The organism is Mycobacterium alsense, from assembly GCF_002086635.1.
Lineage (GTDB): Bacteria > Actinomycetota > Actinomycetes > Mycobacteriales > Mycobacteriaceae > Mycobacterium > Mycobacterium alsense.
In genome coordinates this window covers 1-25,324 of sequence record NZ_MVHD01000011.1, presented here as the reverse complement: position 1 = coordinate 25,324, position 25,324 = coordinate 1, and the positions used below count along the sequence as shown (strand labels likewise).

The 25,324-nt window shown below is 66.9% G+C and carries 24 protein-coding genes; 21 read left to right on the top strand and 3 right to left on the bottom strand.

Annotated features, from left to right (window positions below; all coding sequences use genetic code 11):
- Window positions 1-16: 16 nt before the first annotated feature.
- Both BST11_RS09125 and BST11_RS09120 read right to left on the bottom strand, forming a co-directional pair.
- Entirely contained in the window at window positions 17-2,812 is a 2,796-nt protein-coding gene (locus tag BST11_RS09125) for an ATP-binding protein (RefSeq protein WP_083137674.1), read from the bottom strand.
- A 125-nt stretch (window positions 2,813-2,937) separates the two neighbouring features.
- Window positions 2,938-3,153, bottom strand: a complete 216-nt coding sequence (locus BST11_RS09120) for a hypothetical protein (protein WP_067324133.1) — start codon at window positions 3,151-3,153, stop codon at window positions 2,938-2,940.
- A 272-nt stretch (window positions 3,154-3,425) separates the two neighbouring features.
- Here BST11_RS09120 and BST11_RS09115 point away from each other — a divergent pair, with 272 nt between their 5' ends.
- From BST11_RS09115 to BST11_RS09010, 21 genes are all read left to right on the top strand, one after another.
- Window positions 3,426-5,093, top strand: a complete 1,668-nt coding sequence (locus tag BST11_RS09115; RefSeq protein ID WP_280522723.1) for a sigma-54-dependent Fis family transcriptional regulator — start codon at window positions 3,426-3,428, stop codon at window positions 5,091-5,093.
- A gap of 259 nt (window positions 5,094-5,352) precedes the next feature.
- Window positions 5,353-6,930 carry a sigma-54-dependent Fis family transcriptional regulator gene (locus tag BST11_RS09110; protein WP_276033819.1) on the top strand — a complete coding sequence of 526 codons (1,578 nt, stop codon included), beginning with the start codon at window positions 5,353-5,355 and terminating at the stop codon, window positions 6,928-6,930.
- A 545-nt stretch (window positions 6,931-7,475) separates the two neighbouring features.
- A complete protein-coding gene (locus tag BST11_RS28445; RefSeq protein WP_244897585.1) occupies window positions 7,476-7,766 on the top strand; it encodes a hypothetical protein in 291 nt (96 codons plus the stop codon).
- 375 nt (window positions 7,767-8,141) lie between these two features.
- Window positions 8,142-9,194 carry an alpha/beta hydrolase gene (locus tag BST11_RS09095; RefSeq protein WP_083137596.1) on the top strand — a complete coding sequence of 351 codons (1,053 nt, stop codon included), beginning with the start codon at window positions 8,142-8,144 and terminating at the stop codon, window positions 9,192-9,194.
- A 23-nt stretch (window positions 9,195-9,217) separates the two neighbouring features.
- Window positions 9,218-10,441 carry a PPE family protein gene (locus BST11_RS09090; RefSeq protein WP_083137595.1) on the top strand — a complete coding sequence of 408 codons (1,224 nt, stop codon included), beginning with the start codon at window positions 9,218-9,220 and terminating at the stop codon, window positions 10,439-10,441.
- Between the two features lie 164 nt (window positions 10,442-10,605).
- The gene (locus BST11_RS09085) at window positions 10,606-10,812 is read left to right on the top strand and encodes a hypothetical protein (protein ID WP_244897584.1); all 207 of its coding nucleotides are present in this window, start codon (window positions 10,606-10,608) and stop codon (window positions 10,810-10,812) included.
- Window positions 10,812-11,732, top strand: a complete 921-nt coding sequence (locus BST11_RS09080; protein WP_083137594.1) for an NADP-dependent oxidoreductase — start codon at window positions 10,812-10,814, stop codon at window positions 11,730-11,732. The genes BST11_RS09085 and BST11_RS09080 overlap by 1 nt, the downstream gene beginning before the upstream one ends.
- Window positions 11,733-11,775: 43 nt before the next feature.
- A complete protein-coding gene (locus BST11_RS09075) occupies window positions 11,776-12,210 on the top strand; it encodes a cupin domain-containing protein (protein ID WP_083137593.1) in 435 nt (144 codons plus the stop codon).
- 17 nt (window positions 12,211-12,227) lie between these two features.
- Window positions 12,228-12,689, top strand: a complete 462-nt coding sequence (locus tag BST11_RS09070) for a hypothetical protein (RefSeq protein WP_083137670.1) — start codon at window positions 12,228-12,230, stop codon at window positions 12,687-12,689.
- Window positions 12,690-14,201 carry a dihydrolipoyl dehydrogenase family protein gene (locus BST11_RS09065; protein WP_083137592.1) on the top strand — a complete coding sequence of 504 codons (1,512 nt, stop codon included), beginning with the start codon at window positions 12,690-12,692 and terminating at the stop codon, window positions 14,199-14,201.
- 1 nt (window position 14,202) lies between these two features.
- Window positions 14,203-15,147, top strand: coding sequence for an NADP-dependent oxidoreductase (locus BST11_RS09060; protein WP_083137591.1), 945 nt, complete (start codon window positions 14,203-14,205; stop codon window positions 15,145-15,147).
- A gap of 205 nt (window positions 15,148-15,352) precedes the next feature.
- A complete protein-coding gene (locus BST11_RS09055; protein ID WP_083137590.1) occupies window positions 15,353-15,745 on the top strand; it encodes a Rid family hydrolase in 393 nt (130 codons plus the stop codon).
- Window positions 15,742-16,407, top strand: coding sequence for a nitroreductase family protein (locus BST11_RS09050; protein WP_083137589.1), 666 nt, complete (start codon window positions 15,742-15,744; stop codon window positions 16,405-16,407). Before BST11_RS09055 ends, BST11_RS09050 begins: the two co-directional genes overlap by 4 nt.
- Before the next feature lie 91 nt (window positions 16,408-16,498).
- Window positions 16,499-17,968, top strand: a complete 1,470-nt coding sequence (locus tag BST11_RS09045; RefSeq protein ID WP_083137588.1) for an MFS transporter — start codon at window positions 16,499-16,501, stop codon at window positions 17,966-17,968.
- 194 nt (window positions 17,969-18,162) lie between these two features.
- Window positions 18,163-18,585 carry an MmpS family transport accessory protein gene (locus tag BST11_RS09040; RefSeq protein ID WP_211284682.1) on the top strand — a complete coding sequence of 141 codons (423 nt, stop codon included), beginning with the start codon at window positions 18,163-18,165 and terminating at the stop codon, window positions 18,583-18,585.
- Complete coding sequence (locus BST11_RS09035; protein ID WP_083137586.1) at window positions 18,582-21,566, top strand: MMPL/RND family transporter; 2,985 nt, start codon at window positions 18,582-18,584, stop codon at window positions 21,564-21,566. Before BST11_RS09040 ends, BST11_RS09035 begins: the two co-directional genes overlap by 4 nt.
- A 75-nt stretch (window positions 21,567-21,641) precedes the next feature.
- Window positions 21,642-21,857 (top strand): ferric uptake regulation protein, encoded by a 216-nt coding sequence (locus BST11_RS09030; RefSeq protein ID WP_083137585.1) that lies wholly within the window; start codon window positions 21,642-21,644, stop codon window positions 21,855-21,857.
- Between the two features lie 182 nt (window positions 21,858-22,039).
- Window positions 22,040-22,810 carry an SDR family NAD(P)-dependent oxidoreductase gene (locus tag BST11_RS09025; protein WP_083137584.1) on the top strand — a complete coding sequence of 257 codons (771 nt, stop codon included), beginning with the start codon at window positions 22,040-22,042 and terminating at the stop codon, window positions 22,808-22,810.
- A gap of 53 nt (window positions 22,811-22,863) precedes the next feature.
- Entirely contained in the window at window positions 22,864-23,397 is a 534-nt protein-coding gene (locus BST11_RS09020) for a cupin domain-containing protein (RefSeq protein ID WP_244897583.1), read from the top strand.
- Between the two features lie 78 nt (window positions 23,398-23,475).
- Window positions 23,476-23,934 (top strand): Rid family hydrolase, encoded by a 459-nt coding sequence (locus tag BST11_RS09015; protein WP_083137583.1) that lies wholly within the window; start codon window positions 23,476-23,478, stop codon window positions 23,932-23,934.
- Window positions 23,931-24,689: an SDR family oxidoreductase gene (locus BST11_RS09010; RefSeq protein WP_083137582.1), complete on the top strand. Its 759-nt coding sequence runs from the start codon at window positions 23,931-23,933 to the stop codon at window positions 24,687-24,689. The genes BST11_RS09015 and BST11_RS09010 overlap by 4 nt, the downstream gene beginning before the upstream one ends.
- A 43-nt stretch (window positions 24,690-24,732) precedes the next feature.
- Here the strand turns inward: BST11_RS09010 and BST11_RS09005 are convergent.
- A partial coding sequence (locus tag BST11_RS09005; protein WP_142276258.1) for a DUF5666 domain-containing protein occupies window positions 24,733-25,324 on the bottom strand: 592 nt, incomplete at its 5' end.

The window sequence follows — 25,324 nt, the reverse complement described above, 5'->3', positions numbered from 1 at the left end:
CACGATTTGCTGTCGATCAGCCAGGCGAGTGCATGAGCGGCGCCAATTGGGCGCGCGAGGTGATGCCCAGCTTGGCGAAGGCGTTGTGCACGTGGGTCTTCACCGTATGGGTGGAAAGGTGCAGTTGCGTGGCGGCGTCGCGGTTGGTCGCGCCCTGCGCGATGAGGTTGACGACCGTGAGCTCGGCGTCGGTGAGGCTGTCCCAGCCCGTCTTTGCCCGCGGATGTGTGACGATGCGCCGTTCCACGCCCAGCCGGCGCAGCGCGCGGCCGATCCGCCGGGCATCGGCAACCGCTTCGCACTCGGCGTAGGTGTCGAAGGCGGCGTTGAGCTGGTCGAGCGCCTCGGCGTTGCGGCGTGCACGACTCAGCTCGTGGCCGGCATCCTCGGCGGCGCCTGCGAAGAGAAGCGGCCGCCCCGACGAATGAAGCGCACTGCCAACCGCCGCCAACGAATCGGCATCGCGGTCGAGTATCCCGCGCGTGTGCTGCGCGACCGTCGCGAACAACCGAACCCCGGGACGCTCGCGTTCGAGCACCTCCACGACGTCCATGAGACGCGCCCGCAGCCCGGCGTCACCGGCGGCTGACGCCACCCGCGCGGTCAGGGTCAGCTGATCCAAGACCGTCGGCAAGGGCGGCGTCACGAGTAGCGGGATATCGCCGCCGAGCCAACGGACCGCCTCGTGAACATCGTCGCGCTGCCACGCCGCCAGCCCGAGTGCGCCCGCCGCTCCGCGACGTACGGCGGGTGAACCGTTCGCGTACGCATCGCGCGCTTCACTCGCCGTCGCCAGTAGCAACGTTCGGTCGTCGGTCCGCGCCGCCACCTCCGCCAGCGTGAACATGCGCATGGCGTTGACGAAGGTCGATCCCGTTCGTTCCGGCGTCGGCAGCCACTCGGTGGCGGCGCGGGCAGCCGACAACCGGCCCGCGGCCAACTGCACCACTCCCGCCGTGAGGGCCCAGATGTGCAGCGCCATCCCGTCGCGTTCCTGCTGGGCTTTTTCTGCGCGGGCCGCGACCAACCCCGCGGCGTCGTCGACGCGTCCGACCAGTGCAAGCAGGTTCGCCAGGTGGACTCCGGCGAGGTGATGAGCGGTCATATCGCCGGCGGGGCTGAAAGATTGCAGTTCCTCGACTCGTCGTAGAGCGCGGCTTGCATAGCCGTTTGCGCCGTCGAGGCACGCCAGCGCTATTCCGGACAGAATGCTCGATTCGAGATCGCCGGTGGATGCGGCGGCGGCCGCTGCCACGTCGGCCGCCATGCTGTCGTACCCGTGTTGGCCGTGCATCGCGAGGTTGTAGGCCAGCCATGCCTGATGTCGTGCCTGGGTGACGTCGCTGAGGTGGGGCAGCTGAAGCGCGCGGCGGTTCTCCTCGATGTGTCGCGCCGTCGTATCCGTGGTCACCGTCGGCAACCGAAGGCGAATCTTGGCCTCTTCCTCGGGTGTGAGCGCGGCCGACAGGGTGGTGCTGGCCAACCGCTGCGCCTCCTCGTAGCGCGTGGCCCGATTGAGCAGCACGATCGTTTCCGCTACCAGTGGCCCGCGTCCTGGGTCCTGGGGCGGCTGGAGCTCCAGCGCCCGCTTGCTCAAATCCGACGCGGCGCTCGGATCGCTGTTGGCCACCGACTGTGCGGCTTCGCGGAGTGCGACAATCGCGACCTCATCGCCCACCTCGGCGCTGCGCGCGAGCTGCGTTGCCACCTCCTCGGGTGCCGCCCCCATGTCCAGCATGATGGTCGCCGCCTGCCGTTCCATCGCCCGGCGCAGCGACTGCGGCAAAGATTGCCGCGTGGCTTCGCGCAGCAGATCGTGACGAAACCTCATCTGATCACCGTCTTCGATGAGTAGGCCGGCCCGAACCGCCTCTTCGACCGCCGCTAGCAGGGCGGCCGGTCGGCGTTCCAGCATCGCGGCGAGCAGCCGGGCGGAGAACCGGTCAGGCAGCGCCGCGGCCACCCGCACGACTTGGCTCGCATCGGTGGAGAGCTGGTCGAGTCGTTGCTGCATGGTGTCGCTGAGCCGTCGCGGCAACGTGTCTCCGGTGGCGACCGCGCGGCCGCCGCTGACATCCAGCCGCCCCTCCTCGTCCAGTCCTCGCAGCAGCTCCGTCAGCAGGAACGGGTTGCCGTGCGCCTTCTCGGCCAGACTCAGCAGCGACGGATCCGCGTTGGCGCGCACGGTGTCCTGCACGATGTCGGCGACCGCGCTCGGTGCCATCGCCGTCAATCGCAGAAAGCTGGCATCCTCGCCTTCCAGCGCTGCCAGCGTCTCGCGAACGCTCGGTCCGCCGGCGCCGGTCCGCGCGGTAAGCACCCACAGCACCGGGGCATCCCGGCGCGTCGCGGCCAGCGACCGCAGCGCCAGCAGGGTGGCGTTATCGGCCCAGTGGATGTCCTCGAGGAGGATCGCCAAGGGTGTTCGGGACGCTTCCGCGTGTATGGCGGCTTGCAGGTCGCGCACCACCCAGTAGCCGAAATCGGTGGACGCGCCCATGCGGCGCAACGCTTCCGCATCACCGACGGGGGGATCGGCCCGCAGGGTCGCCATGAACAGCGAGAAAAACGGCACCGTCTGCTGGTACTCGAACGCCTCGCCGAATAGGGCCCGAACGCCGGCCTTCTCGGTGAGCGCCACGATCTCGGTCAACAAGCGGCTCTTCCCGATGCCCGGCGGACCCTCGATGACCAGGACCCCGCCCCGCCCCCGCGCGACCGCCGCGATCAGCGCGTTGATGACCTTCAGCTCGCCCGCCCGCCCACGAATCGGCGCTGTGTGCACCTTCCCGGGCGCACTCGCGGTGCTCACGCGAACCCCGTCCACCGCGGTGGGTGACCCGGGACGCAAACTACCGAGGGCGGCCCGAAACAGCGGCCGTGCCCGCGAGGGGATCGCGCATGCCTCGGAACGACGCTCTGACTCGACGCCCGATGTCACGCCGCCACCTGGACTTCCACCGACAGGTAGTCCGCGATGCCGTGGGTTGCAGGCCAGTCGCCGTCGCATACCGCTCGCCCGAGCGACTCCACTAACGGACTACGGGCGCCCAGCTCGGCGAGCCACGAGGCCACCGTCGGCGCGATTTGATCTGCTTGGACGTGTACGGTGCGGCCGTCGTGTAGGCGATCGGTCAGCTGGTAGATAGTCATCTCTCCATGCCCTTCGCTGGGTCACCGCGTGGCGCGTGTGTTAGCTGACATGACCCATGAGACCGCCGCGGGCGTACACTGAGCGTCTCAATCTGAGCAGCGTTGCGCGTCTCAAGATGAGACGACGGTATTGGGGCGGCCGCACCGGTCGGCAGGGGAGCGAGGTCCATGAGTCGATGAGCTCGCGGGCCGACGTTCAAACCGATGTTCGCCAGGTCAGGGAACGGTTCTTGTGCGATGGGTCCCTGGAGGCGGAGACCCTGCCCCCAGCCGTGCTGGACTCCTGGCGCCGGTCGCAGGCCATGCAGGTTCATCCCGACCGGCTCGATTTGCCCTATGTCCGGCAACCGGATACCGGCTCACGACTCGCTCACGCCGCGGCGCCAGTGCTGAAGGGGATCACCGAGGACGTGACCATCGACGCGATGTCGGTCATCCTCACCTCGGCCGACGGCGTAGTCATGCAGCGCTCGGCCTCGGAACGGTCCTTTATGGAGGCACTGGATTCGGTGAGCCTTGCCCCCGGCTACAGCTACGCGGAGGAATTCGCCGGTACCAACGGGATCGGCACCGCGCTCGAGACCGGGCGGCCGGCATTCATCCGCGGCGGCGAGCATTTCGTCGGGCCCTTGGGCGAGCTCGCCTGTGCGGGCGCACCGATCCGTGACCCGATAACCCAACGGCTCGTCGGCGTCGTCGATCTCACCTGCTGGGCCAGCCGCTCGAATCCGGTCTTGTTGCCACTGGTCAAGAGCCTCGGCAGCCAGATCGAGGACCGACTGAGAGAGTCGGCCCACGCCAGCGAGATCGCGCTTCTGGAGGCGTATCGCAACCAGGCGCGACGGTTCTCATTCGGTGTGCTGGCGATCGGTGGTGATGTGTTGCTGATGAATCGCTACCTGCGCCAGGCACTCGACACCAATGATCAGATCGCTTTGCTCGAACACGCTTCGGAGCTGCTCGGGTCCACACTGTCGGGCACGGTGTTGGCCGTTCTGCCGAGCGGGCAGATCGCCAAAATCACCGCCGCCGACCGCGCGGAGATCCGCGGCAGAACCAACGTCGTTTTCCTGGTGCGTTTGTCCTCCGAGCCGACGGCGCACCGTGTCGGGACGCGGCAACCGGTGGTGTCGCACATTCCCGGCCTCGCCGGGCGCAGCAGCTCATGGCAGCGCAGCTGTCAGCAGGTCGAGCGATGCTGCCGAGACCGCGATTGGGTGCTGCTCGAAGGCGAGAAAGGGTCCGGACGAACCAAGCTGGCCCAGGCCGTCGCACAGCACAGGCACCCGGCAAAGACGGTGCGGGTGACGCGGGCGGAAACATTCGCGACGCCAGCGCTTTTCGTCGCCGAGATCGTGACTCAAACCGACGGCGATGACTTCGCCGTCGTGATTCCCGACGTGGATTGCCTGGATGAGGGGACGCTCGCAGCGGTCGTTCCGGTGTTGCAATCCCGTGCGGGTCGCGGATGGATCGCGGCGACGATCAGTTCGTCGACGCCGTCACCGATGGTTGAGCTGCTGCTGCCGTTGTTTACTCACACCGTGGCGGTGCCCGCGCTGCGGCACCGGATCGAAGACATCGAGGTATTGGTGTCGTTCCTGCTGCGCGAGCTGACCTCCGGCGCTGATGTGTGCCTCGATGCCGACGCGATGCGTCAACTCAGTAAGCTGCCCTGGCCGGGTAACGTCGCACAGTTGCGACGAGTGCTCGCCGAAACCGTTGCGCGACAACGTTCCGGCGTGATCGGTGCCGACAAGCTGCCGCCCGAGTGTCGATCCGTTGCCAAGCGCAGGCTCACCCAGATGGAGGCGCTTGAGCGAGACGCCATTGTCCGCAGCTTGGAGGACAACGACAACAACAAGCTGCAGGCGGCGACAGCCTTGGGGATGTCGCGGGCGACGATCTATCGCAAGATGCGGGATTACGGCATCGCCTGACATATGCCAAAGCCGCATGGTGACTGCGAGACAGAGTCGAGGTAGCAGGAGGATGAGGGCGCGGGCCGGTCGAACGACCGAAGTTCAGCGGGTCAGGGAAGGGTTTCTGACCGCGGGGTCCGTTGACGCGGTGCGCCCTGTCGATGGGGACCTTCTGCAGCCCAGCGTCCTGGAGTCCTGGCGTCGGTCGCGGGCCCTGCGGGTACATCCCGACCGGGTCGAGCTCCCGTATGTGCGTGAACCCAATACGGGCTCCCGGTTGGCGCGTGCCGCGGCGCCGGTGCTGCAACGCGTCACCGATGACCTGGCTGCGCAAGCAATCAGCGTGGTCCTGACGTCGACCGACGGGGTGGTGGTTGAACGGAGCGCGGCGGAAGTGTCCATCCTCAACGCGTTGGACGGGGTGAGTCTCGTACCCGGCTACAGCCTGGCCGAAGAGGTGGCGGGCACCAACGGGATCGGCACCACCTTGGAGACTGGGCGGCCCTCGTTCATCCGCGGCGGCGAGCACTACGTGGAGATGTTCACCGGTTTCGCGTGCGCCGGGTCGCCGATCCGGGATCCCATAACGCGCAGGACAATCGGCGCCGTCAATCTGAGTTGTCTGGCCGACGAATCCGATCCGCTGTTGCTCGCGCTGGCTACCAGCGCCGCCCACCAAATCGAGGATCGCATGCGGGTGGTGGCCCATGAGGGGGAGACCGCGCTGTTGGAGGCGTATCTGCAGCAGACACGGCGGTCTTCGAGCGGTGTGCTCGCGATCGGTGGCGACGTGGTGTTGATCAACCCCTACCTGCGCCGGACACTTCACGGTAACGATCAGACCGTGCTGCTCGAACACGCCTCGGATCTGCTCGGCTCCACGCTGGCCGGCACGACGCTGGCTGTCCTGCCAAGCGGGCACATCGCCAAAATCACTACCGTCCAGCGCGCGACGATGCGAGGTGGCCGTACCAATGCCGTTTTCCACGTTGATCTTTCCGCCGAGGCCAGACCGCACCCTCCTCAAAACGGCCACCCGGCGCAGACTTTCGTTCCGGGCCTGGCCGGTCGCAACAGCGCCTGGCTGCGCTGCTGCCGACAGGTTCGCCAGTGCTGCCGCGACCGCGACTGGGTGATGCTCGAAGGCGAGAAAGGATCCGGCCGCGCACGGCTGGCCCAGGCGGTGGGGCAGGACGTGAAACCGGGCCGAACCGTTCGGGTGATGCGCCCCGAAACATTTCCCAGTGCGGCGCGTTTCGTCGCCGAGCTGGCGGCCGAGTCCGACGATGGGGATTTCGCACTCGTGATCGCCGACGTGGATGACATCGACAAGGACACGCTCGAATCGATTACCTCGATATTGGCCACCCGCGCCGGCCGGGGGTGGGTCGCGGCGACCAAAAGCTCCGGACAGCCCTCAGCGCCGACCAAGCAACTGCTGCCGCTGTTCCCCCATACCGTCACAGTGCCGGCGCTGCGGCACAGGATCGATGACCTCGAGGAGCTTGTGCCGCTGCTGCTGCGCGAGATCACCCGGGGTGCCGATGTGCGGCTGGCACCGGAGGCAATGCGCCAACTCAGCAGGCTGCCGTGGCCTGGCAACGTTTCGCAGCTACGGCGGGTGCTGACCGAAACCGTGGCGCGCCAACGATCGGGGATTATCGGCGCCGACAAGCTGCCACCGGAGTGCCGGTCCGTCACCCGGCGCAAGCTGAGCCAGATGGAAGCTTTGGAGCGCGATGCGATCGTCCGGAGCCTGCAAGACCACGGCGGCAACAAACAAGAGGCGGCTAGCGCGCTGGGAATGTCGCGGGCGACCATCTACCGCAAGATCAACGACTACGGCATCGCGTAACACCCCTGCTTGTCGGCCCAAAAGCATTGGCCCGCAATCGCCGCCGCGAATGTGTCGCCCGCGCCGCCGTCGTCTACCCACCTAGCGACATTTCGTCTGGCTGCGGTGATGTTCGAGACAGTCGGCAAATCACCCGGGTGAATCAGTTCGCCGGGTGATGACCACTCGTCCCACGTCGGTTAATGCTGGCTTGACAGATCGCAAGCGGGCGGTGGTGGAGCCGCCTAGAGCCGGATCTGCGTTCGGGGCCGCATGAGCGGGTCGCGACGACGGTTGGCAACCGTGCCGCGCCGATCACCGCGGACCCATCGCCATAAATCGGAGAAAGCCAGATGAACCATCGCCAATTTCAACGCTCGACCGCTGAATGCGGCCCCGGCGTCACGCGAACACCTTGGCTGCTGCATCGAATGCGCGACGCCGCCGCGTCGGCCCGGCGTTGGGTGTATCGGAAAGGATGGGAAACGGCTGACACCCCGACGGGCGAAGTCCCGGCGATCGAGGATCAACTGCACGCGCTACGGCCCGTCTGCAGTGCCCAGCGGGTGTCGACCGGCAGTATCTGCGGTGCGCCGGCGGTGGCCGTCGCCGAGATCCACGCCGTCGACGGGTGCGACCAGATGGGGCTGAGCCCCGACGGCGACCTCGTCGAGACGCTCTGTCAGGCCTGCCTGGCCACCCTGCGATGGGCGATGGCGACCTACGTGGGCGACAAACGCGAGGTGGCGTCGCGATGCGGAACCCACCCGGCGTGCGCCACCTGCGGGCGTCCCACCGGATACCTGCGCAGCGTCTTCGCCGTGCGTCCCCTCGGGCCCGAGGGGACGGCAACATGACCCGGCTACGCATTGCCTTCCTCTTTGTGGCTGTGTTGGCCGGCGACTACGCGGCCCTCATGTTGATCAATGGCCAGCCAGTCGATTTCGGAGTCGCCGCCGCCATTTGTGCGGGGTCCTCGGTCGCTGCCGGGCTGATCGCGTACGCGGGCGGTCGACGCCGCAAGGCGATGGCGCGGGGACGAGCCGCAGTCTGGGAGCGCCGTGACCGGCAGGCGGCCGGCTCCGTCCGCCAGTGCCCGTTGTGCCGAGACGGGCGCCAAAAGCTGGGTGCCTCACCAAGATTCGTCGACCGGCAGGGCGCGCGCCTATGCCGGGCATGCGCGCCTGCCCCCTTCCGGTCCGGCACGATGAGCCCGGGGTGGAGGTGATGACATGAGCGCACCCGCCACCGTGTCGGGATCACCGCTCTCCGCTCCACGAGCGGCCCGGGCGCGAAAAGCACGACGGCACCCGTCGCACGGGGGCGCCGTCGTCGACGTCTTCCCGCATGGTCCCAGTGCGGCCGGGCGCATCGCCTGGCTGGGCGCCCGGGTGTTGATCCGGCCCGCGTTGAGCGTGGGCGCCTTCCTGCCCTCGGCGCCGTGGCCCTGGGGCGTCGTCGATTTCGCCGCCCGCGCCATCGTGCCGCCACCGGGCACGGTGCGGGCCGGCGTCGCGCTGGGGCATTGCACCGCGCAGCTCATCCGGGCCGCCGGAGTGCCACCGGCCGGCGGTTCCCGTCGGGTCGTGCTGTATCTGCACGGTGGCGGGTTTCTCACCTGTGGGGCGTACTCGCACGGCCGGCTGGTGAGCATGCTGTCCCGTTTTGCCGACAGTCCCGTGCTGGTGCCCAACTACCGCAAGATTCCCAAGCATTCGATCGGCGAGGCGATCGACGACTGCCACGACGGCTACCGGTGGCTGCGCCGAAAGGGTTATCAGCCCGACCAAATCGTGCTGGCCGGTGATTCCGCCGGCGGCTATCTGGCGCTGGCGCTGGCCCAACGCCTGCTCGAGAGCGGTGAGCATCCTGCCGCGCTGGTGGGCATGTCACCGCTGCTGCAATTGGCCACACGACCCAAAGCGGCCCACCCCAATATCGGCTCGGATGCGATGTTTCCACCCAAAGCGTTCGACGCCGTTCATGGCCTGATCACCCGCGCCGCGGCGCACCGCGACGCCGGTGGGGGTCCGCACGCGCTCTACGAGCCGCTCGACCACATCCAACCCGGCCTACCCCGCACGTTGATCCATGTGTCCGGCAGCGAGGCGCTGCTGCACGACGCGCAACTGGCGGCCCGACGATTGGCCACCGCCGGCGTGCCTGTCGAGGTGCGGGTATGGCCGGGCCAAATCCACGTGTTTCAACTCGCCGCGCCGATGATCCCCGAAGCCACTCGCTCGCTGCGCCAGATCGGCCGCTACATCCGCGAAGCGACCGGATAGCCAAGGGAGCCCGAGGTTTTCGAATGGATTTCGGAGCGTTGCCGCCGGAAGTCAACTCCGGCCGCATGTATTGCGGTCCCGGCTGCGGGTCGATGCTGGCTGCCGCGGCGGGCTGGGACGGGCTGGCCGCCGACCTCCATTCCACGACGGCCTCCTATCGGTCGGTGATCTGGGACCTGAGCGGCGCGGCGTGGCTGGGGCCCGCGTCCGTGGCGATGGCCGCGGCCGCGGTGCCCTACGTTTCGTGGCTGAGAACGACGGCCGCGCTGTGCGAGCAGGCCGCCACCCAGGCCAGGGCGGCCGCGTCCGCCTACGAGGCGGCGTTCGCGATGACGGTGCCCCCACCGATGATCGCGGCCAACCGCGTGCGGCTGATGGCGCTGATCGCGACGAACTTTCTCGGCCAAAACGCACCGGCGATTGCGGCCACCGAAGCCGAGTACGGCGAGATGTGGGCCCAAGACGCCGGGGCAATGTATGCGTATGCCGGCGCGTCCGCTGCCGCTGCGGCGTTGCCTCCGTTCGCCTCGCCGCCGCCCACCACGAATCCGGCCGGGGCCGGTCAGCAGGTTGCCGCAGTCGGTCGGGCCGGCGCCACGCCCGCCGGCGCGGGCGCCCAGACCATCATGTCGATGGGCTCGCAGCTGGTTTCCGCGATACCCGATGCGCTTCAGGGCCTGGCGTTGCCGTCACCGGCCGCCGCGGCGTCACTGCCATCGTTCCTGCAATTGCTGAGCTTGCTGAGCCCGGTGAACCTGAGCGTGTCGTCGGCAGCAACGGCCATCACGTCGACGGGCACCGCTGGTTCGTATACGGGCTTGGGATACGCGGTGCACTACGACCCAGACGGCGCCAGCAAGATGGATGCCATACTGCAACGCCTGGGGGTGGCCCCGGGGGGCTCGGGAGCCGGCGCGGCAGCGTCATTGGATTCGGCGGGCCCGGGGGCGGGCAGCGCCGCGGCACCTGCATTGTCGGCGGGTTTGGGCCGCGCGCCCGCGATCGGCGCGCTGTCGGTGCCGCCGACCTGGGCCGCGGCCGCCCCGCCGATCAGGCGCGTCGCGGTAGCGTGGCCGGACGCCCTCCCCGGCGCCACCCCGGCGGTCCCAACGCCAATTCCGGAAAACCTGCTCAATGAGATCCTGTTGGCGAGCATGGCCGCGCGGGGCATCGGCGGTAGGTCCCCCCGGGGCCGGCCCAGGATCACCATCACCGTGACGCCACCGGACGGCGACAACGGAAGCTGACACCGCGCCGGCCGTCCATCCCCGCATGATGCGTTCGCACTCACCCGGGTGAAATGGCTCGCCGGGTGATGACGGCTCACCCCCCGTCGGTGAATGCTGATCGGCAGCTGGCGAGCGGAGGACAAATGCGGCCAACGATGTACCGGATCTGCATTCGAGGCTGCGTGACCGAACGGCTCGGGTGCGCGCTAGAGGGAATGCGCCTCGAGGCCGGTGCGACCGACACCGCGTTCACTGGTGAAATCCGCGACCAGTCACAGCTTTACGGACTCCTCGACCGGGTCCGTGATCTGGGCCTCGAGCTCATCAGCGTACAGCCGCAGCTGGCGGCTGATCCCGCGACAACAACCCGCGTCAGGAAGGACCTGTAATGCAAGCCATCACCGTTTCAGATCGTAACGCCGGCGTCGCCGGCCTGTCCCTGACCGACGTGCCATACCCCCAGGCGGCCGACAACGACGTCGTCGTACGGGTGCACGCCGCGGGGTTCACCCGCGGTGAGCTCGACTGGCCGCACACGTGGATCGACCGCGGCGGTCGTGACCGGACACCGAGCGTGCCCGGCCACGAGCTGTCGGGCGTCGTGGTTGAGTTGGGGTACGGCACCACCCTTTTGACCGTCGGTCAACGGGTGTTCGGGCTCGCCGACTGGGCGCGTGACGGCTCGCTCGCGGAGTACACCGCCGTGGAAGCGCGTAACCTCGCACCGCTGCCGGCCGACATCGACCACACGGTCGCCGCGGCGCTGCCGATCTCCGGATTGGCCGCCTGGCAGGGCCTGTTCGACCACGGCCGCCTCGTCGCCGGCCAAACGGTTCTGATCCACGGCGCAGCGGGTGGGGTCGGGTCGATCGCGGTGCAGCTCGCTCGCGAGATCGGTGCGCGCGTCATCGGCACCGGCCGGAGTGAGGACCGAGACCGGGCCGGGGAGCTAGGCGTCCACAGCTTCATCGACCTGGACACCGAAAAGCTCGAGGACGCGGGCGAAGTCGACGTGGTGTTCGACGTCATCGGCGGGGACGTCCTGGCCCGCTCGGCGGCACTGGTGCGGGCGGGCGGAACGCTCGTCACCGTCGCCGAGCCGCCGAAGACCCTGCCGAGCGACGGGCGGGGGATTTTCTTCCTCGTCGAGGCCGATCGGGCCCAGCTCGCGGAGCTCGCCGCGCGGGTACGCGACGGGCGCCTCAAGCCGGTGGTCGGTGCCGTGCTCCCGCTCGCCGAAGCTCCCGCAGCATTCGCCCCCGGAAAGCGTATCCCCGGCAAGACGATCCTGCGTGTCGCCGAAGACTGACCGGGAGTGTGAAAACACCGCCGTCCGAGGGGAAGGCAGCCGAATGGCCCTCAAAGTACTACTCACCGCGCTGATCACCGTCGTACTACTCGCGCCCGCGGTGCGCGCCGAACCGACGCCGCAGGGGTCTAGCCAAAGGCCCGTTGTCCGAACAGTTTTCGATCAACCTACCAGTGTTCCGGGCAAGTCACTCGAAGCAGTTACCGTCAGCTATCCGCCAGGAGCCAAAAGCGCGGCTCACCACCACGCGAAATCGGCGTTCATCATGGCCTACGTGATCTCCGGAGCGATCCGAAGCCAGCTCGAGGGTGAGCCCGCGCGTGTCTATCACCCCGGTGAGACCTGGAGTGAAACGCCCGGTGCGCACCACACGGTCAGTGAGAATGCCAGCGCCACAGAACCCGCCGAATTGCTCGCAGTCTTCCTGGTGGACACCGGAGAGCACCCGCTCACCACGGACGACGACGCGGAGAGATGATCCACCGCGTCAAGGCCATGCACAAGCCTGATCGGGTCCGGATCGTCCGGACAGCGCTGCGACTATCGCTCGCCACGGCCTTTCTGTCCGCTGTCGCCGACCGATTCGGCTGGTGGGAGCCGTTCGGGCAGGGTACCTGGGGGAGCGTGGCCTCCTTCGCCGACTATGCGCACCAGCTTGTTCCGTTTGCCTCTGGATGGTCATTGACCGTCATCGTGTGGGTCGCCACCGCCACCGAAACAACCCTGGCAATCCTGCTCTTGGCCGGCTGGTGGCCAAAACTCGTCGGGGCGGCCAGTTCCTTGGTGCTCATAGTATTTGGCACCGCGATGGCGGTATCCCTCGGTATAGAATCACCGCTCAGCTACAGTGTTTTCTCCGCGGCGAGCGCGGCCGCCGCTTACGCGACACTCGGAACTGACACCCCACAGTCCCGGAACCTTGCCCCGTCCGGTCGCCCGGAACGGTCGCGAGCCTAGATGAAAGCCGGCCAGGAATTCGACGTCGTCGTCGTCGGCGGCGGGGTGGGCGGCGTGGCCGCCGTGCGAAAGCTCGCGGCGGTGGGCCATGCGGTAGCGCTCGTCGAGGATCGCCTGGCCGGCGGCGAGTGTCATTACTTTGGCTGCAACCCGAGCAAGACCCTGCTTCGCCCGATTGAGGTGTTCAATCTCGCGAAGGCCGTTCCTGGTGTGCGAGAGGTGATTTCGGCCCAAGGGGTCGACGTCGCGGGCGTCTTCGCAAAACGCGACGCGATCATCGAGCATCTCTCGGATCAAGACCGGGTAGCGTCATTGCGGCAGGCCGGTGTGACGGTGTTTCATGGGTTCGGTCGGTTGAGCGGCCAGCGAACCGTGCGCGTGGCGCGGGGCGATGCCTCCGAAGTCTTGGAGGCACGCCACGCGGTTGTTCTGGCCACCGGCACACGTCCTTACATTCCGCAGATATCCGGGTTGGTCCAGGCACGTCCGTGGACGAATCGGGACTTGACGACCATGACACGCGTGCCGCCCCGCGCGCTGGTGGTGGGCGGCGGTGTGGTCAGCGTCGAGTTCGCGACCATCCTGACCGGTTTGGGCTCGGAGGTAACACTTCTGGCACGTGGGAAGACCGTGCTCAGCAACTGCGAACCCGAGGCCCGCGCGCTGGTCGCGCAGTCACTGCGGAGCAAGGGCGTGAAGATTCACTTCGGGACGGAGTTGGCGGCGGTAGACCGCCCCGTGGCGGGTGGGCCGGTGACCGCAGCTTTCAACGATCAGACCGTCGAGGTAGACGAGATCGTCCTGGCCGCCGGACGGTGCGCGAACACCGACGGCATCGGACTGGAAACCGTTGGCCTGCCGGGTGGCGGGTCCGTTTGTGTGAACGACCATCTCCAGGCGCTCGGGGTCAGGGGCGGGTGGCTCTACGCCTTGGGCGACACCACCGGGCGTGCTCGGCTGTCTCATATCTCCACCTACCACGGGCGTCTCGTCGCCGAAATCATCGCGGCGAGAGCCGCGGGGCGAGAACTGTCGGAGAACGAGCTTGCGGCCCGGGACAGCGGCAATCTGGCGCAGGTTATTTACACCGAGCCGCAAGTAGTCAGGGTAGGGCGCACGGAAAGCCAGGCCCGAGCAGAAGGGTTCGCGGTGAGAACGCGAACTGCCCGTTACCCCGAGGCGGTGTCACACCTCGCCCTTTACCGGGATGGCTTCGATGGGTGGGCGAAATTGGTCATTGACGTCCCGACCCAGAGATTGCTCGGAGCGACATTCGTCGGGCCGGAGTTCTCCGAACTGGCGCAAGCGGCCACCCTGGCTGTCCTCGCGAAGGTTCCCACCACTCTCCTGCGTCATGCTGTCGCGCCACATCCAACGGTCAATCAGGTCTGGGACCCGCTGCTCGCCGAAGAATCCGAACTTGCCCGTTACTTGAGACCGAAGGCAAAAGCCACCCGAGAGCCCACAAGCGAATCCCCCCGCTTGTCAGAGCCGTTAGACCTCGGTCGTTGAGATGGCTGCGACCATGCTGGTAGCGGGGGTCCGCACGCTGGGCGGCAAGGTGGAGACGCTCGAAGTGGACGGGCCGCGGTCGCCGGCAGCCGACGAGGTCCTTATCGAGGTCCGCGGCGCTGGGGTCGGCAACTGGGACAACATCATTCGCGGCGGCGGCTGGGACGTTGGCACGGAGCCGCCGCTGGCGCTCGGTGTCGAGGCCGCCGGCGTCGTCAAGGCCGTCGGCGCCGACCCGGGCGGATTCAGTGTGGGTGACGAGGTGCTGTGCCACCCCGTGCCGCTGCGCGATCAAGGCGCGTGGGCGCCGTTGTTGATCGCGCCCGTCGGCTCGCTCGCCCACAAGCCGCACGAGATTTCATGGGAGACCGCGGCGATCTTCCCGGTGCCGGCGTTGACCGCCGAGCAGGTGGTCGGCGAGGCGTTGGCCCTTGACGGTGGGGAAACGGTGCTCGTTCATGGCGGTGGTGGAATCACCGGCGGACTCATCGTCCAGCTGGCCGCCCTGCGCGGGGCCGATGTGCTCGCCACGGCCGGCCCCCGCAGCGCCGACCGGGTCCGCGCCAATGGCGCCCGCGAAGTAATCGACTACCGCGATCCGATTTGGCCACAACACGCGAGGGCGCTGGCGAAGGGCACCATCGACGCCGTCGCCAACGCCGCCCCGGGGGGCGCCGCCGCGGCGATGACCGCGCTTGCCGACGGTGGCCGGTTGGCCACCATCACCCCCGACCCGCCGGCACCCACCCGCGGCATCAGGGTCACGGCGGTTTACGTCCGTTCCGACGGAACTCAACTCGAGCGACTGGCCGCGCTACTCGCATCCCATCGGTTGAGCGTGCCCACCCCGCGTTCCTGCAGCCTGGATCAGGCCGGCGACGCCCTCGCGCAAGTCGTCGCAGGCCACGAGCCAAACGGGGTTGTCGTCACGAAAGACATCTCATGATGATGCCGTCGCACGCCGAAAACCCCGCATGGCAAAGGAATCCCATCGAGAGCGTCATCCCGTGGTTAGCGTCTCGACGAGAGCCTCGCCGCGCGGTGGTGGCCCTTACCGACCACGGCCTCACGGCACTCGAGGTCCTCCAGCTGGCACCGCCAACCTGCATCCCATACACACCCAAATATCGCACCAGCAAAGGAGTCTGCAGATGACCGGCATTACCCACATCTTCACCGGAGTGGGCGCTCACATCGCTCCCGGATACGCCGACGCGGTCGCCGTATCGGGCGGCGGCACACAGATTTTCGTCTCCGGAACGCCCGGACTGCGTGAAGACGGCACCGTACCGGAGGACTTCACCGACGAAGCGCGGCAGTGCTGGGCCAACGTCGAAACCGCGCTCGGCAAGGCCGGCGCCAAGCTCACCGACATTGTCTACATGCGCCAATGGCTCACCAGCCGCGACAATTTGTCCGCCTACCTGGCGGTGAGCAAGGCCATCATCCACCACGAACCCGCCGCGATGCTCAGCATCATCGAGGGGCTGGTGTGGCCCAACCAGCGCGTGGAAGTGGAAGTCATCGCCATCCTGCCGACATGAGCGATTACCCCATCGTCGACTTGTCCATCGACGAACTGCTGACCACGACGCGCTCGGTGCGCAAGCGACTCGATTTGACCAAACCCGTTCCCATCGGCCTGATCCGGGAATGCCTGGAGATCGCGGTGCAGGCGCCGACGTCGTCGAACGTGCAGAACTGGAGTTTCATCGTGGTCACCGACGCCGAACAGCGTCGCGCGATCGCCGATGTGTACCGCCGCACATGGGAGTGGATCGTCGCCTCTCCCTTCGCCGTTGCAGACCGGTTCAAGGACGACCCCGCGCGCAATCGTGAGCAGCGCAAAGTTGCCGACAGTGCGGCATATCTCGCCGAGCACATCGGTGAGGTCCCCGTCTTGATGATCCCCTGCGTCGAGGTCATCGACGGCGACGGCGGGCTGACGGCCGAAAACGCCAACCAGTATTGGAGTTCGATCATGCCCGCGACGTGGAGCTACATGCTCGCCGCGCGTTCCCGGGGCTTGGGAACCACGTGGACCGGGGTGACCATAATGGCCGACGACGAGATGCGGGCCATCCTCGGCCTGCCCGACAACGTGTACCACGCCACGGCCGTCCCCACCGCCTACTACACCGGCACGACCTTCCGCCCCGCCAAGCGGATTCCGCTCGACGACGTGTTGCACTTCGACCGTTGGTGAGCTGCCGATCGAAGCCGTACGGCGGGCCGGTGTACGAAAGCCTAAGGAGGACAACCATGGACGGCGATTCCGACGACCCTCGTCCCCGGCGATGACGTTGCGCGACGCGGCACCGACCAGCCGTGCGATGGTCGTCGCGGTGATGGTGTCGATGGTCGCGTTCCTCGACTCCACCGTGATCAATCTGGCTTTGCCGGACATCGGGCGCGACCTCGGCGGCGGGCTGGCATTGCAGCAATGGATCGTCGACGGCTACCTGTTGTCGACGGCGGCCGCGATTCTGCCCGGCGGATCCATCTCGGACCTGTTCGGACGCGTGCCGGTGATGCGGTTCGGGCTGTTGGCTTTCGGGGCGGGCTCGGTTCTCGCGGCGGCTGCCACCTCACCGGCGATGCTGGTCACCGCGCGCCTCATCCAGGGCCTCGGTGCGGCGTTCCTCGTGCCGGGCTCGCTGGCGCTGATCAACACGGTCTTCGACAAGGCACAGCAGTCCGCGGCGATCGGCGTCTGGACCGGCTGGACGGGAACCGCCTTCGCGTTGGGCCCCCTGCTGGGCGGAATGTGCGTCGATTTCCTCGGTTGGCGTTGGATTTTCGTGTTGTCGGCGATCCCCATGGCGGTCGGCTACGCGCTGACGTTCTGGCTGTGCCCGATGTCGGGGCGGATCGAAGGCGCCCGCGTCGACGTCGCCGGGGTGGGCCTGTCGGCCGTGGGTCTGAGCGCCACCGTGTATGCGTTGATCGAATCGCAACACGATGGTTGGACCGACCCGATGGTCATCACACCACTGGTGATCGGGATCGCCGCGTTGGCCGGCTTCGTGAGCTGGCAGCGCCGCAGCCGGTGTCCGATGCTCCCGTTGCCGCTGTTCACCTTTCGCAATTTCGCTGCCGCCAACCTCGTCACCGCGTTCGTCTACGGCGCGTTGACGCTGGGATCGCTGGCCGTCGCCCTCTACACCCGAGAAATCGGCGGCTACTCGGCCACCGCGGCCGGTCTGGCCACCCTGCCGATCCCGGCGCTGTCGTTCGTGTTCGCACGTCATGTCGGCCGCATCGCGGCGCGGGTGGGACCACGCGCGTTCCTGATCGCCGGCCCCGCCTTGGCGGGGATCGGGCTGCTGCTGATCCGCCCGAAAACCAATGGATTCCACGCGATCACCGACCTGGTCCCCGGGATGACCGTGCTGGCCATCGGACTGGTGGCGACTGTCACACCGCTGACGTCGGTGACGCTGGCCTCGGTGCCGATCGAACACAGCGGCCTGGCGTCGGCGGTCAACAACGCCGTCTCGCGGCTGGCCGCGTTGATGTCGATCGGGTCCATGGGCCTGATCACGGTCGGCACGGCGAGCGCGACCGGATTCGCCCACGTGTTAGAGGTGAGCGCCGCACTGTTCGCGCTGGGCGCGCTGTGCGCCGCCCTGTTGATAACCAATCCTCCCGCCGGGTGCGAACCCGTCCCATGCGACCTCGCGGCCCTGTGCCGCGACCGACCGGGTGCACAACCCGCCCTGGTCACCAGCTCGCCGCCCGCGACCGAACCATTCCCTCCGCGGTAGTCGTGCACCCGCTCAGCGAAAGGTGCTCAGCGAGAGGTGCTCTACGAAGGGTCGACGGGCGCTGTTGTCGCGCGCCGGTCCGGCGGCCACCGCGGGAATCAACTCGACCCCCGTGGTGTTTGGTTGGCCGTGGCGAGGGCAACGAAAGGTCTTGACGGCGGTCGGTCGACAACGGGTAACCGGGGGTCCCGGTGTTGAGGCTTCTCAAGCGGGCATGGGTTCCGTTGGTCGTCATCGTGGCGTTGATCGTCGGCGGTGTTGCAGTTGACCGCCTCAACGGCGTCTTCCCGGGGCCGGGCGTGCCCAAGCCCGATCCCCGGGATGCGACCCCGCCGTACGCGGCCAAGACCGCGATCTACGAGATCCTGGGACCGCCCGGGACGACAGGCGTTGTCAACTGGATGGACGCGGAGGCACAACCGCAGAAGGCCAACTTCACCACGCTGCCGTGGTCGACGACGATAGTCGCGGAGATGCCCGGCATCTTCGCCTACGTTGTCGCCCAAGGTGACAGCCACTCCATCGGCTGCCGGATCACCGTCGACGGCAAATTGGTCGATCAGCAACAAGTCGACGCGCGTGATGCGCAGGTTTCCTGCTTGGACAAGTCCGCGTGACCGACGACACCGGCGACACGGACGAAATCCCCGTCGCACAGCCCACCGACGTTGAGCACAGACCGCGTCTGGCCCGCGCCATTCGCGTCCTGGCGCTGCCGATCGTCGTGTTCTGGGTGCTGATCGCGGTCGGCGTCAACGTCTTCGTCCCGCAGTTGGAGAAGGTCGCCGAGGAGGTCTCGGTGCCGCTGTCGCCATCCGACGCGCCCTCGGTCACGGGGATGAAGCGAATCGGGGAGAAATTCAAGGAGTACGACTCCGACAACCTCGTCCTGGTGACCCTCGTCGGTGAGAAACCTCTCGGCGAGGACGCTCACCACTACTACGACGATCTGGTCAGGAAGCTGCAGCGGGACACCGAACACGTCGAGCATGCGCTGAATTTCTGGGGGCAGCGATTCACGTCCTCGGGCGTCGAAAGTTACGACCACAAGGCCGCCTACGTCCAGGTCAACCTGCGCGGTGACCAGGGCGGAGCCGTCGGCGACAAGTCGGTTGCCTCGGTTCGCAACATCGTTGCGGACTCCAAGCCGCCGCCGGGGGTGAAGGCCTACGTCGCCGGCCAGGGAGCCCTCACCGCCGACACGATCGTTGTCGGCAACGCGAGCCTGGCCAAGATGACGATCATCACCATCGTCATCATCGCGATCATGCTGATGTTCGTCTACCGATCCATCGGCACCGTGCTCTTGACGATGGTCATCCTGTTCGTCGGACTGGCCACCGGCCGGGGCGTGGTGGCACTGCTGGGCGAGACCGGCATCATGGGGCTTTCCACCTTCGCGGTCAACCTGCTGACGGCACTGGCCATCGCGGCCGGTACCGACTACGCGATCTTCATGGTGGGCCGCTACCAGGAGGCGCGCGAACGGGCGCTGGACCGCGAAGCCGCCTACTACGACACCTTCGCCGGTGTCAGCAAGGTGGTGCTGGGCTCGGGGCTGACGATCGTTGGGGCGCTGGCCAGTCTGAAATTCACGCGGCTGCCCTACTTCAGTTCGCTGGCATTCCCCTGCGCGGTGGGTCTGCTGGTGGTGGTGGCCGCCGGGGTGACCCTGACACCGGCGCTGATCGTGGTCGCGAGCCGGTTCGGTCTTTTCGACCCGAAGCGAAAGTTCAACTACACGCGCTGGCGCCGCCTGGCGACGGCCATCGTGCGGTGGCCGGCGCCCATCCTCGCGACATCGGTCATCCTGGCGATCGTCGGTGCCATTGGGTTGATGGGCTTCAATCCGCGCTATAACGACCTGTACTACCTGCCGAAGAGTGCGGCCTCGATCCAGGCATACGATGCGGCCGATCAGCACTTCACCCAGGCGCGGTTGAATCCGGACATTCTGATGATCGAATCGGACCACGATCTGCGCAATCCCGCCGACATGCTGGTCCTGGACAAGGTTGCGGGAGCGATCTTCCGGACGCCCGGCATCGAACGGGTGCAGAGCATCACCAGGCCACTCGGCCCGCCAATCCAAAACGGCTCCGTTCCGTTCCAGCTCAGTGTGCAGAGCGCGCCGATCCGCGACAACCTGAGCTACCTGAAGGACCGGATCGCCGACATCAAGAAGATCATCGGCGATCTCGACACGCTGATCGTCCTCTTGCAGCGCACCTATGCGGTGACCCAGGAGCTCGCGAACGCCGCGGACGACAGCGCGAAGACCGCGGGGAACACGGCGGCCATCACGGACGAAATTCGCGACCACATTGCCGATTTCGACGACTTCTGGAGACCAATTCGCAGTTACTTCTATTGGGAGAAGCACTGCTTCGACATCCCGATATGCTGGTCGCTACGATCCTTGTTCGACGCCCTGGACGGGTTCGATCAGCTCGCCGAGCAGTTCCACAGCCTCACCAACGACCTCGACCACACGGCCGCGGCCACGCACCAACTGCTGCAGATCATTCCCCAGATCATCGCCACGTCGACGGCAATCCGGAACACAACGTCGACCATCTACAGCACATTCGACAACCTCGTCGTCCAGTTCGACCGGCTCACCGACACCAACGCCGTGATGGGCAAGTCGTTCAACGACTCTCAGGTGGAGAGCCTTTTCTACCTGCCGCCCGAGATTTTCGGCAACCCCGACTTCTTGCTGGGGTTGAGCCTGATGGTGTCGCCGGACGGCAAGGCCGCCCGTTTCATCATCACTCACGCAGTGGATCCGGCGACGACGCAAGGAATCTCGTCGGTGGATCAGGAACGCCAGGCGGCCAAGGAGGCGCTGAAACTCACCTCGCTGCAGAACGCCGACATCTACCTCGGCGGAACGGCCGCGACGTTCTACGACATCGCCAAGGGTGCGAAATACGATCTGATGATCGCCGGGGTGGCCTCGATCGTGCTCATCTTCATCATCATGGTGATCGTCACGCGCGCGCTGGCCGCCGCGGCGGTCATCGTCGGCACCATCGTAATGTCGCTTGGGGCCGCCTTCGGGTTCTCGACGCTGATCTGGCAGCACCTGCTTAATTTCCAGTTACACTGGGTGGCAACCGAATTCGCGTTAATCGTACTGTTGGCAGTGGGGTCGGATTACAACCTGATGCTGGTGTCCCGGATCGAGGAGGAGATCGGAGCAGGCCTGAAAACGGGACTCATCCGCGGCATGGGTGTCACCGGCCCGGTGGTGACCGCCGCCGGGATGGTGTTCGCCGTCACCATGGGCGCGATGATCACCAGCGATCTCCGAGCGATCGGCCAATTCGGCACGACGATCGGCCTTGGACTCCTGTTCGACACCTTCGTCGTCCGGTCACTCATCACACCGTCGATCATGACGGTGATGGGACGCTGGTTCTGGTGGCCGAAGCGGGTACGGGTCCGCCCGGCCAGCCAGATGCTTCGGTCGGTCGGGCCGCGCCCGCTGGTACGTGCGCTGCTGCACCAGCCGCGGCACGCGGTTCCGCGGGATCCCCAGCCGCCGTATCCGGCACCGCACGCGCCGGCGGTTGCGGAGGTGTCGCGTCGATGAAATCGGCAAAACGATCGTTCGCCGTCGGTCTGAAACCAGCGCAGATTTGGGGTCGTGGCGCGTACCCTGACCAGTATGGTCAAGGCCAAGACCTGTGTGCATTGCGGCCACACGTTCGACCCGAACGACCGATCGCATGACCTGTCCGACCCGGACTGGCTTCCGGCCGCATCAGTCTTTTGTTCGCATGAATGCAGTGACCGGTTCCATTGCGATCTTGGGCATTGCTGCTCGACCCACGTGAAAGAGAAGGCTCAGCGCGAAGCCGCCAAGGCGCACTCCGGCAGGTAGACCGATCGGCGTCACTTTCTGGCGCACAGCGCGTTCGGCTTGTCCGGCTCTTCCGTTACCCGAGCGCGTCGCGGCACGCTGCCAGAACTCACCCGGGTGAACAGGCGGTTGGGGTGATGACGGGTCACCCCGCCCGGGTGAATTCTCAGTACGACCAAAAAGACCCGGGGAGGACCTCGAACATGCATTTTGAGGGCAAGAAGGTCGTCGTTGTCGGCGGCAGCGCCGGCATGGGTCGGCAGGTCGCGATCGACGTCGTCGACCACGGCGGCAGCGCGGTGATCGTGGGACGCTCCAAGGGCCGGGTCGACGATACTGTCGCCGAGCTGACCAGCCGGCGGGGCCAGGCCTGGGGCATCGCCGCCGAGCTGACGGATCGCGGGGCCGTCGCGGATGCGCAGCGCGTGCTGTCCGAGCGGCACGACGACGCGACCCTGCTGGTCAACGCGGCCGGATTCTTCATCCCGAAGGCGTTTCTCGACTACCACCCGCAGGACTACGACGCATACATGGAACTCAACTATGCCCTGTTCTTCCTGACGCAGACCGTCGTTGCGGGCATGATCGCGCGCGCGGAGGGCGGCTCCATCGTCAACATCGGCAGCATGTGGGCACATCAGGCCCTCGGTGTGACCCCGTCGACCGGGCACTCCATGCAAAAGGCGGGCCTGCACGCGCTCACCCATAACCTGGCCATCGAGCTTGCCCGGCACCAGATCCGCGTCAACGCGGTCGCACCGGCCGCCGTGAAAACTCCCGCCCTCGAGCGGTGGGTCCCGAAAGACGAGGTCGACGACAAACTCGACACTTTCGCGCCGCTTCATCCCCTGGGACGAGTCGGTAACCCCGCCGACGTCGCCAACGCCATCACCTATCTGCTCTCCGACCGGGCCGGCTGGGTCACCGGCGCGATCCTCAACGTCGATGGTGGCATCATGGCCGGCCGCAACTAACAACCGCGCACTCAGCAAAAGGCGCGCCCGTGTCACACGAAGGAGAGATTGCAGTGACGGTCGAAATCTTGAGGCCAGGTGGCCCGCCGGCCAAGTCGGTTGGCCGCACCGAAGGCAAGTCCGTGTTCCTCGGGACGATCGGTGTCCGCCACATCGTCGATAAGTTTCAGGCGGAAGGGCGCTTCTCCGTCCTCGAGCATCCGATGTCACCCCGAGCGCTGGCCTCGCCGCTTCATCGCCACCACAACGAGGACGAGTACAGCTGGATCATCGAGGGGCGCGTGGGCGCCTTGCTCGGCGACGAGGTGCTCCACGGCGGACCCGGCGACTTCATTTTCAAGCCACGAGGCCAATGGCACACGTTCTGGAACGCGGGCGATGAGCCCGCCCGCATCCTCGAGATCATTTCCCCCGCGGGATTCGAGCAGTTCTTCGACGAGCTCAGCGACCTCGGCGGGGTGGACAAGATCTCGACGGAGAACCTCGATGAGCTCTGTGCGCGGTACGACCTGGAGATGGACGTCGACAGTGTTCCCGAACTCTGCAAACGCTTCGACTTGAAATTCCCCGGTGAACCCGTTTGGTAGAACGCTGCTGATGAACCTCCGGCCGGATCGGTTGCGGCTACCAAGGCTCCGACGACAACGATGAGAGGAACCCCCGCCATGTCCAAACCCGAATTCTTCGACACCCCCGGATACGGCGAGATCGCCCGTACCCGCAACCGCTACCGCCAAGCCCTACGCATCGGCGATCGCATCGAGATCTCCGGCCAAGGGGGCTGGGACGCGGATTTCACCCTGCCGGCCACATCCCTCGAGGACGAGATCGCCAAGGCGTGCGACAACGTCGAAAAGACCCTCGCTGAGGCGGGCGCCACCTGGAGCGACGTCGTGAGCGTGCACTCCTATCACGTACCTACCGCCGACGATTCCATTGGTGGTCAACACATGTCGGCGATGGTGGACCAGTTCCGCAGGCGGTTCGGCGACAGCCTGCCGGTGTGGACCGCGGTCGGCGTCAAGGCGCTCGCGCTGGCCGGCCAACGCGTCGAGATCGAGGCCGTCGCCATCGCCGGATCCGGCAGCGGTAGCCGGCCAGAGGCAACGAAGGGTTCGTCATGAAGATCGTAGTCATCGGCGGTCGTGGGCTGATCGGCGCGAAGGTGGTGGTCAAGCTCAGCGCGCAGGGACACGACGTGATCCCCGCCTCCCGCCGATCGGGTGTCGATTCGCTCACCGGCGAAGGCCTCGCCAACGCCGTCGCCGGTGCGGACGTTCTGGTCGACGTCGCCGATTCGCCGTTGTTCGACGACGAACCTGTGATGTATTTCTTCACGACCGCGACCGCCAATCTGTTGTCCGCCGAACAGCAAGCGGGAGTCAAGCACCATGTCGCGCTGTCCGTGGTGGGTGCGCAGAGCATGCCGGACAGCGGCTACAACACCGCGAAGGCGGCTCAGGAAAACCTGATCAGGGATTCGGGCCTGCCATATTCGATCGTGCGGGCGACTCCGTTCTACGAATTCGCGGTTGGCTTGGCCGATTCCGCGACCGACGGAGACGTAGTCAGGTTGCCACACGCGTCGTTCCGTCCCATCGCCGCCGACGATGTCGCCACCGCCGTGGCCGGCGCGGCGGTGGGACCTCCCATCAACGGAGTCAGGGAGATCGCCGGTCCCGAAGCGATCGGGATGGACGACTTCGTCCGCGCGGGCCTCGCCGCCAACGGTGATCACCGTCGGGTCGTCACCGATGCCCGGGCGCCGTATTTCGGTGCGGTGATCGACGATCACACCCTCGCACCCGACGAAAAGGCCACCATCTTCACCACTCGACACGCCGACTGGATCGACGCCCACAGCGGGCGCCGCGGTTAGGGATCATGAACGGAACGGCGAAGCTCGAAGCTTCCACCAGTTGCTAGTGATGGTGGAACGGGATGTGGATGGGCAGATGGGGCAGGTGCGGCAGGTGGGGGCGCGGCCGCCCCATCGGCGGGCACGCTTGCAGCGCGATCGTCACCGCTTGTAGCGCGGCGCCGCTGTTCGTTCCCTGGGCCCCCAGGCATTTGCCGTTCCCGATCGCGTCGGCGCTCGAGGGCGTCTGCTTGTTGTAGGTGGTCGAGTCGTTGACAGCCACGGTGGCGGGTGAAGGCTGGGGGCCGACGCCACCGAGGCCACTGACGGCGATGGTGTTACCCGAAACCGAGGTGACCATCCCGTAGAAACCGGCCGGCGGCGGACACTTACCCTCGATCGCCGGGGTGACCGTCACTGCTTGCGCGGTGATCGCGGCGGGTGGGGGAGCGCTCTGTGGGGTAGCACGCACGTTGATGCAACTGCCCTCGGTCACGTCGGAAAGCTGAGCCGGGGCCTGTTCGACGACCCGGGTCTGCGGCGTGAAGTCCACCGTGGCCGACCCGGTCCGGGTCCTGAGTTGAATCGTGCCGGCCGATACCGCCTGGACCAGGCCTTCGACGTAGTCCTTCGGTACGGGGGGCGGCGGCGGGGCG

Bases quoted from the DNA above. Each gene is read 5' to 3' on its own strand.
- BST11_RS09080 (WP_083137594.1), top strand. From the start codon at position 10,812: ATGCAAGCCATCACCGTTTCAGATCGTAACGCCGGCGTCGCCGGCCTG.
- BST11_RS09060 (WP_083137591.1), top strand. From the start codon at position 14,203: ATGGCTGCGACCATGCTGGTAGCGGGGGTCCGCACGCTGGGCGGCAAG.
- BST11_RS09095 (WP_083137596.1), top strand. From the start codon at position 8,142: ATGAGCGCACCCGCCACCGTGTCGGGATCACCGCTCTCCGCTCCACGA.
- BST11_RS09120 (WP_067324133.1), bottom strand. From the start codon at position 3,153: ATGACTATCTACCAGCTGACCGATCGCCTACACGACGGCCGCACCGTA.
- BST11_RS09045 (WP_083137588.1), top strand. From the start codon at position 16,499: ATGACGTTGCGCGACGCGGCACCGACCAGCCGTGCGATGGTCGTCGCG.
- BST11_RS09015 (WP_083137583.1), top strand. From the start codon at position 23,476: ATGTCCAAACCCGAATTCTTCGACACCCCCGGATACGGCGAGATCGCC.
- BST11_RS09075 (WP_083137593.1), top strand. From the start codon at position 11,776: ATGGCCCTCAAAGTACTACTCACCGCGCTGATCACCGTCGTACTACTC.
- BST11_RS09070 (WP_083137670.1), top strand. From the start codon at position 12,228: ATGCACAAGCCTGATCGGGTCCGGATCGTCCGGACAGCGCTGCGACTA.
- BST11_RS09030 (WP_083137585.1), top strand. From the start codon at position 21,642: ATGGTCAAGGCCAAGACCTGTGTGCATTGCGGCCACACGTTCGACCCG.
- BST11_RS09010 (WP_083137582.1), top strand. From the start codon at position 23,931: ATGAAGATCGTAGTCATCGGCGGTCGTGGGCTGATCGGCGCGAAGGTG.
- BST11_RS09090 (WP_083137595.1), top strand. From the start codon at position 9,218: ATGGATTTCGGAGCGTTGCCGCCGGAAGTCAACTCCGGCCGCATGTAT.
- BST11_RS09050 (WP_083137589.1), top strand. From the start codon at position 15,742: ATGAGCGATTACCCCATCGTCGACTTGTCCATCGACGAACTGCTGACC.
- BST11_RS09055 (WP_083137590.1), top strand. From the start codon at position 15,353: ATGACCGGCATTACCCACATCTTCACCGGAGTGGGCGCTCACATCGCT.
- BST11_RS09025 (WP_083137584.1), top strand. From the start codon at position 22,040: ATGCATTTTGAGGGCAAGAAGGTCGTCGTTGTCGGCGGCAGCGCCGGC.
- BST11_RS09065 (WP_083137592.1), top strand. From the start codon at position 12,690: ATGAAAGCCGGCCAGGAATTCGACGTCGTCGTCGTCGGCGGCGGGGTG.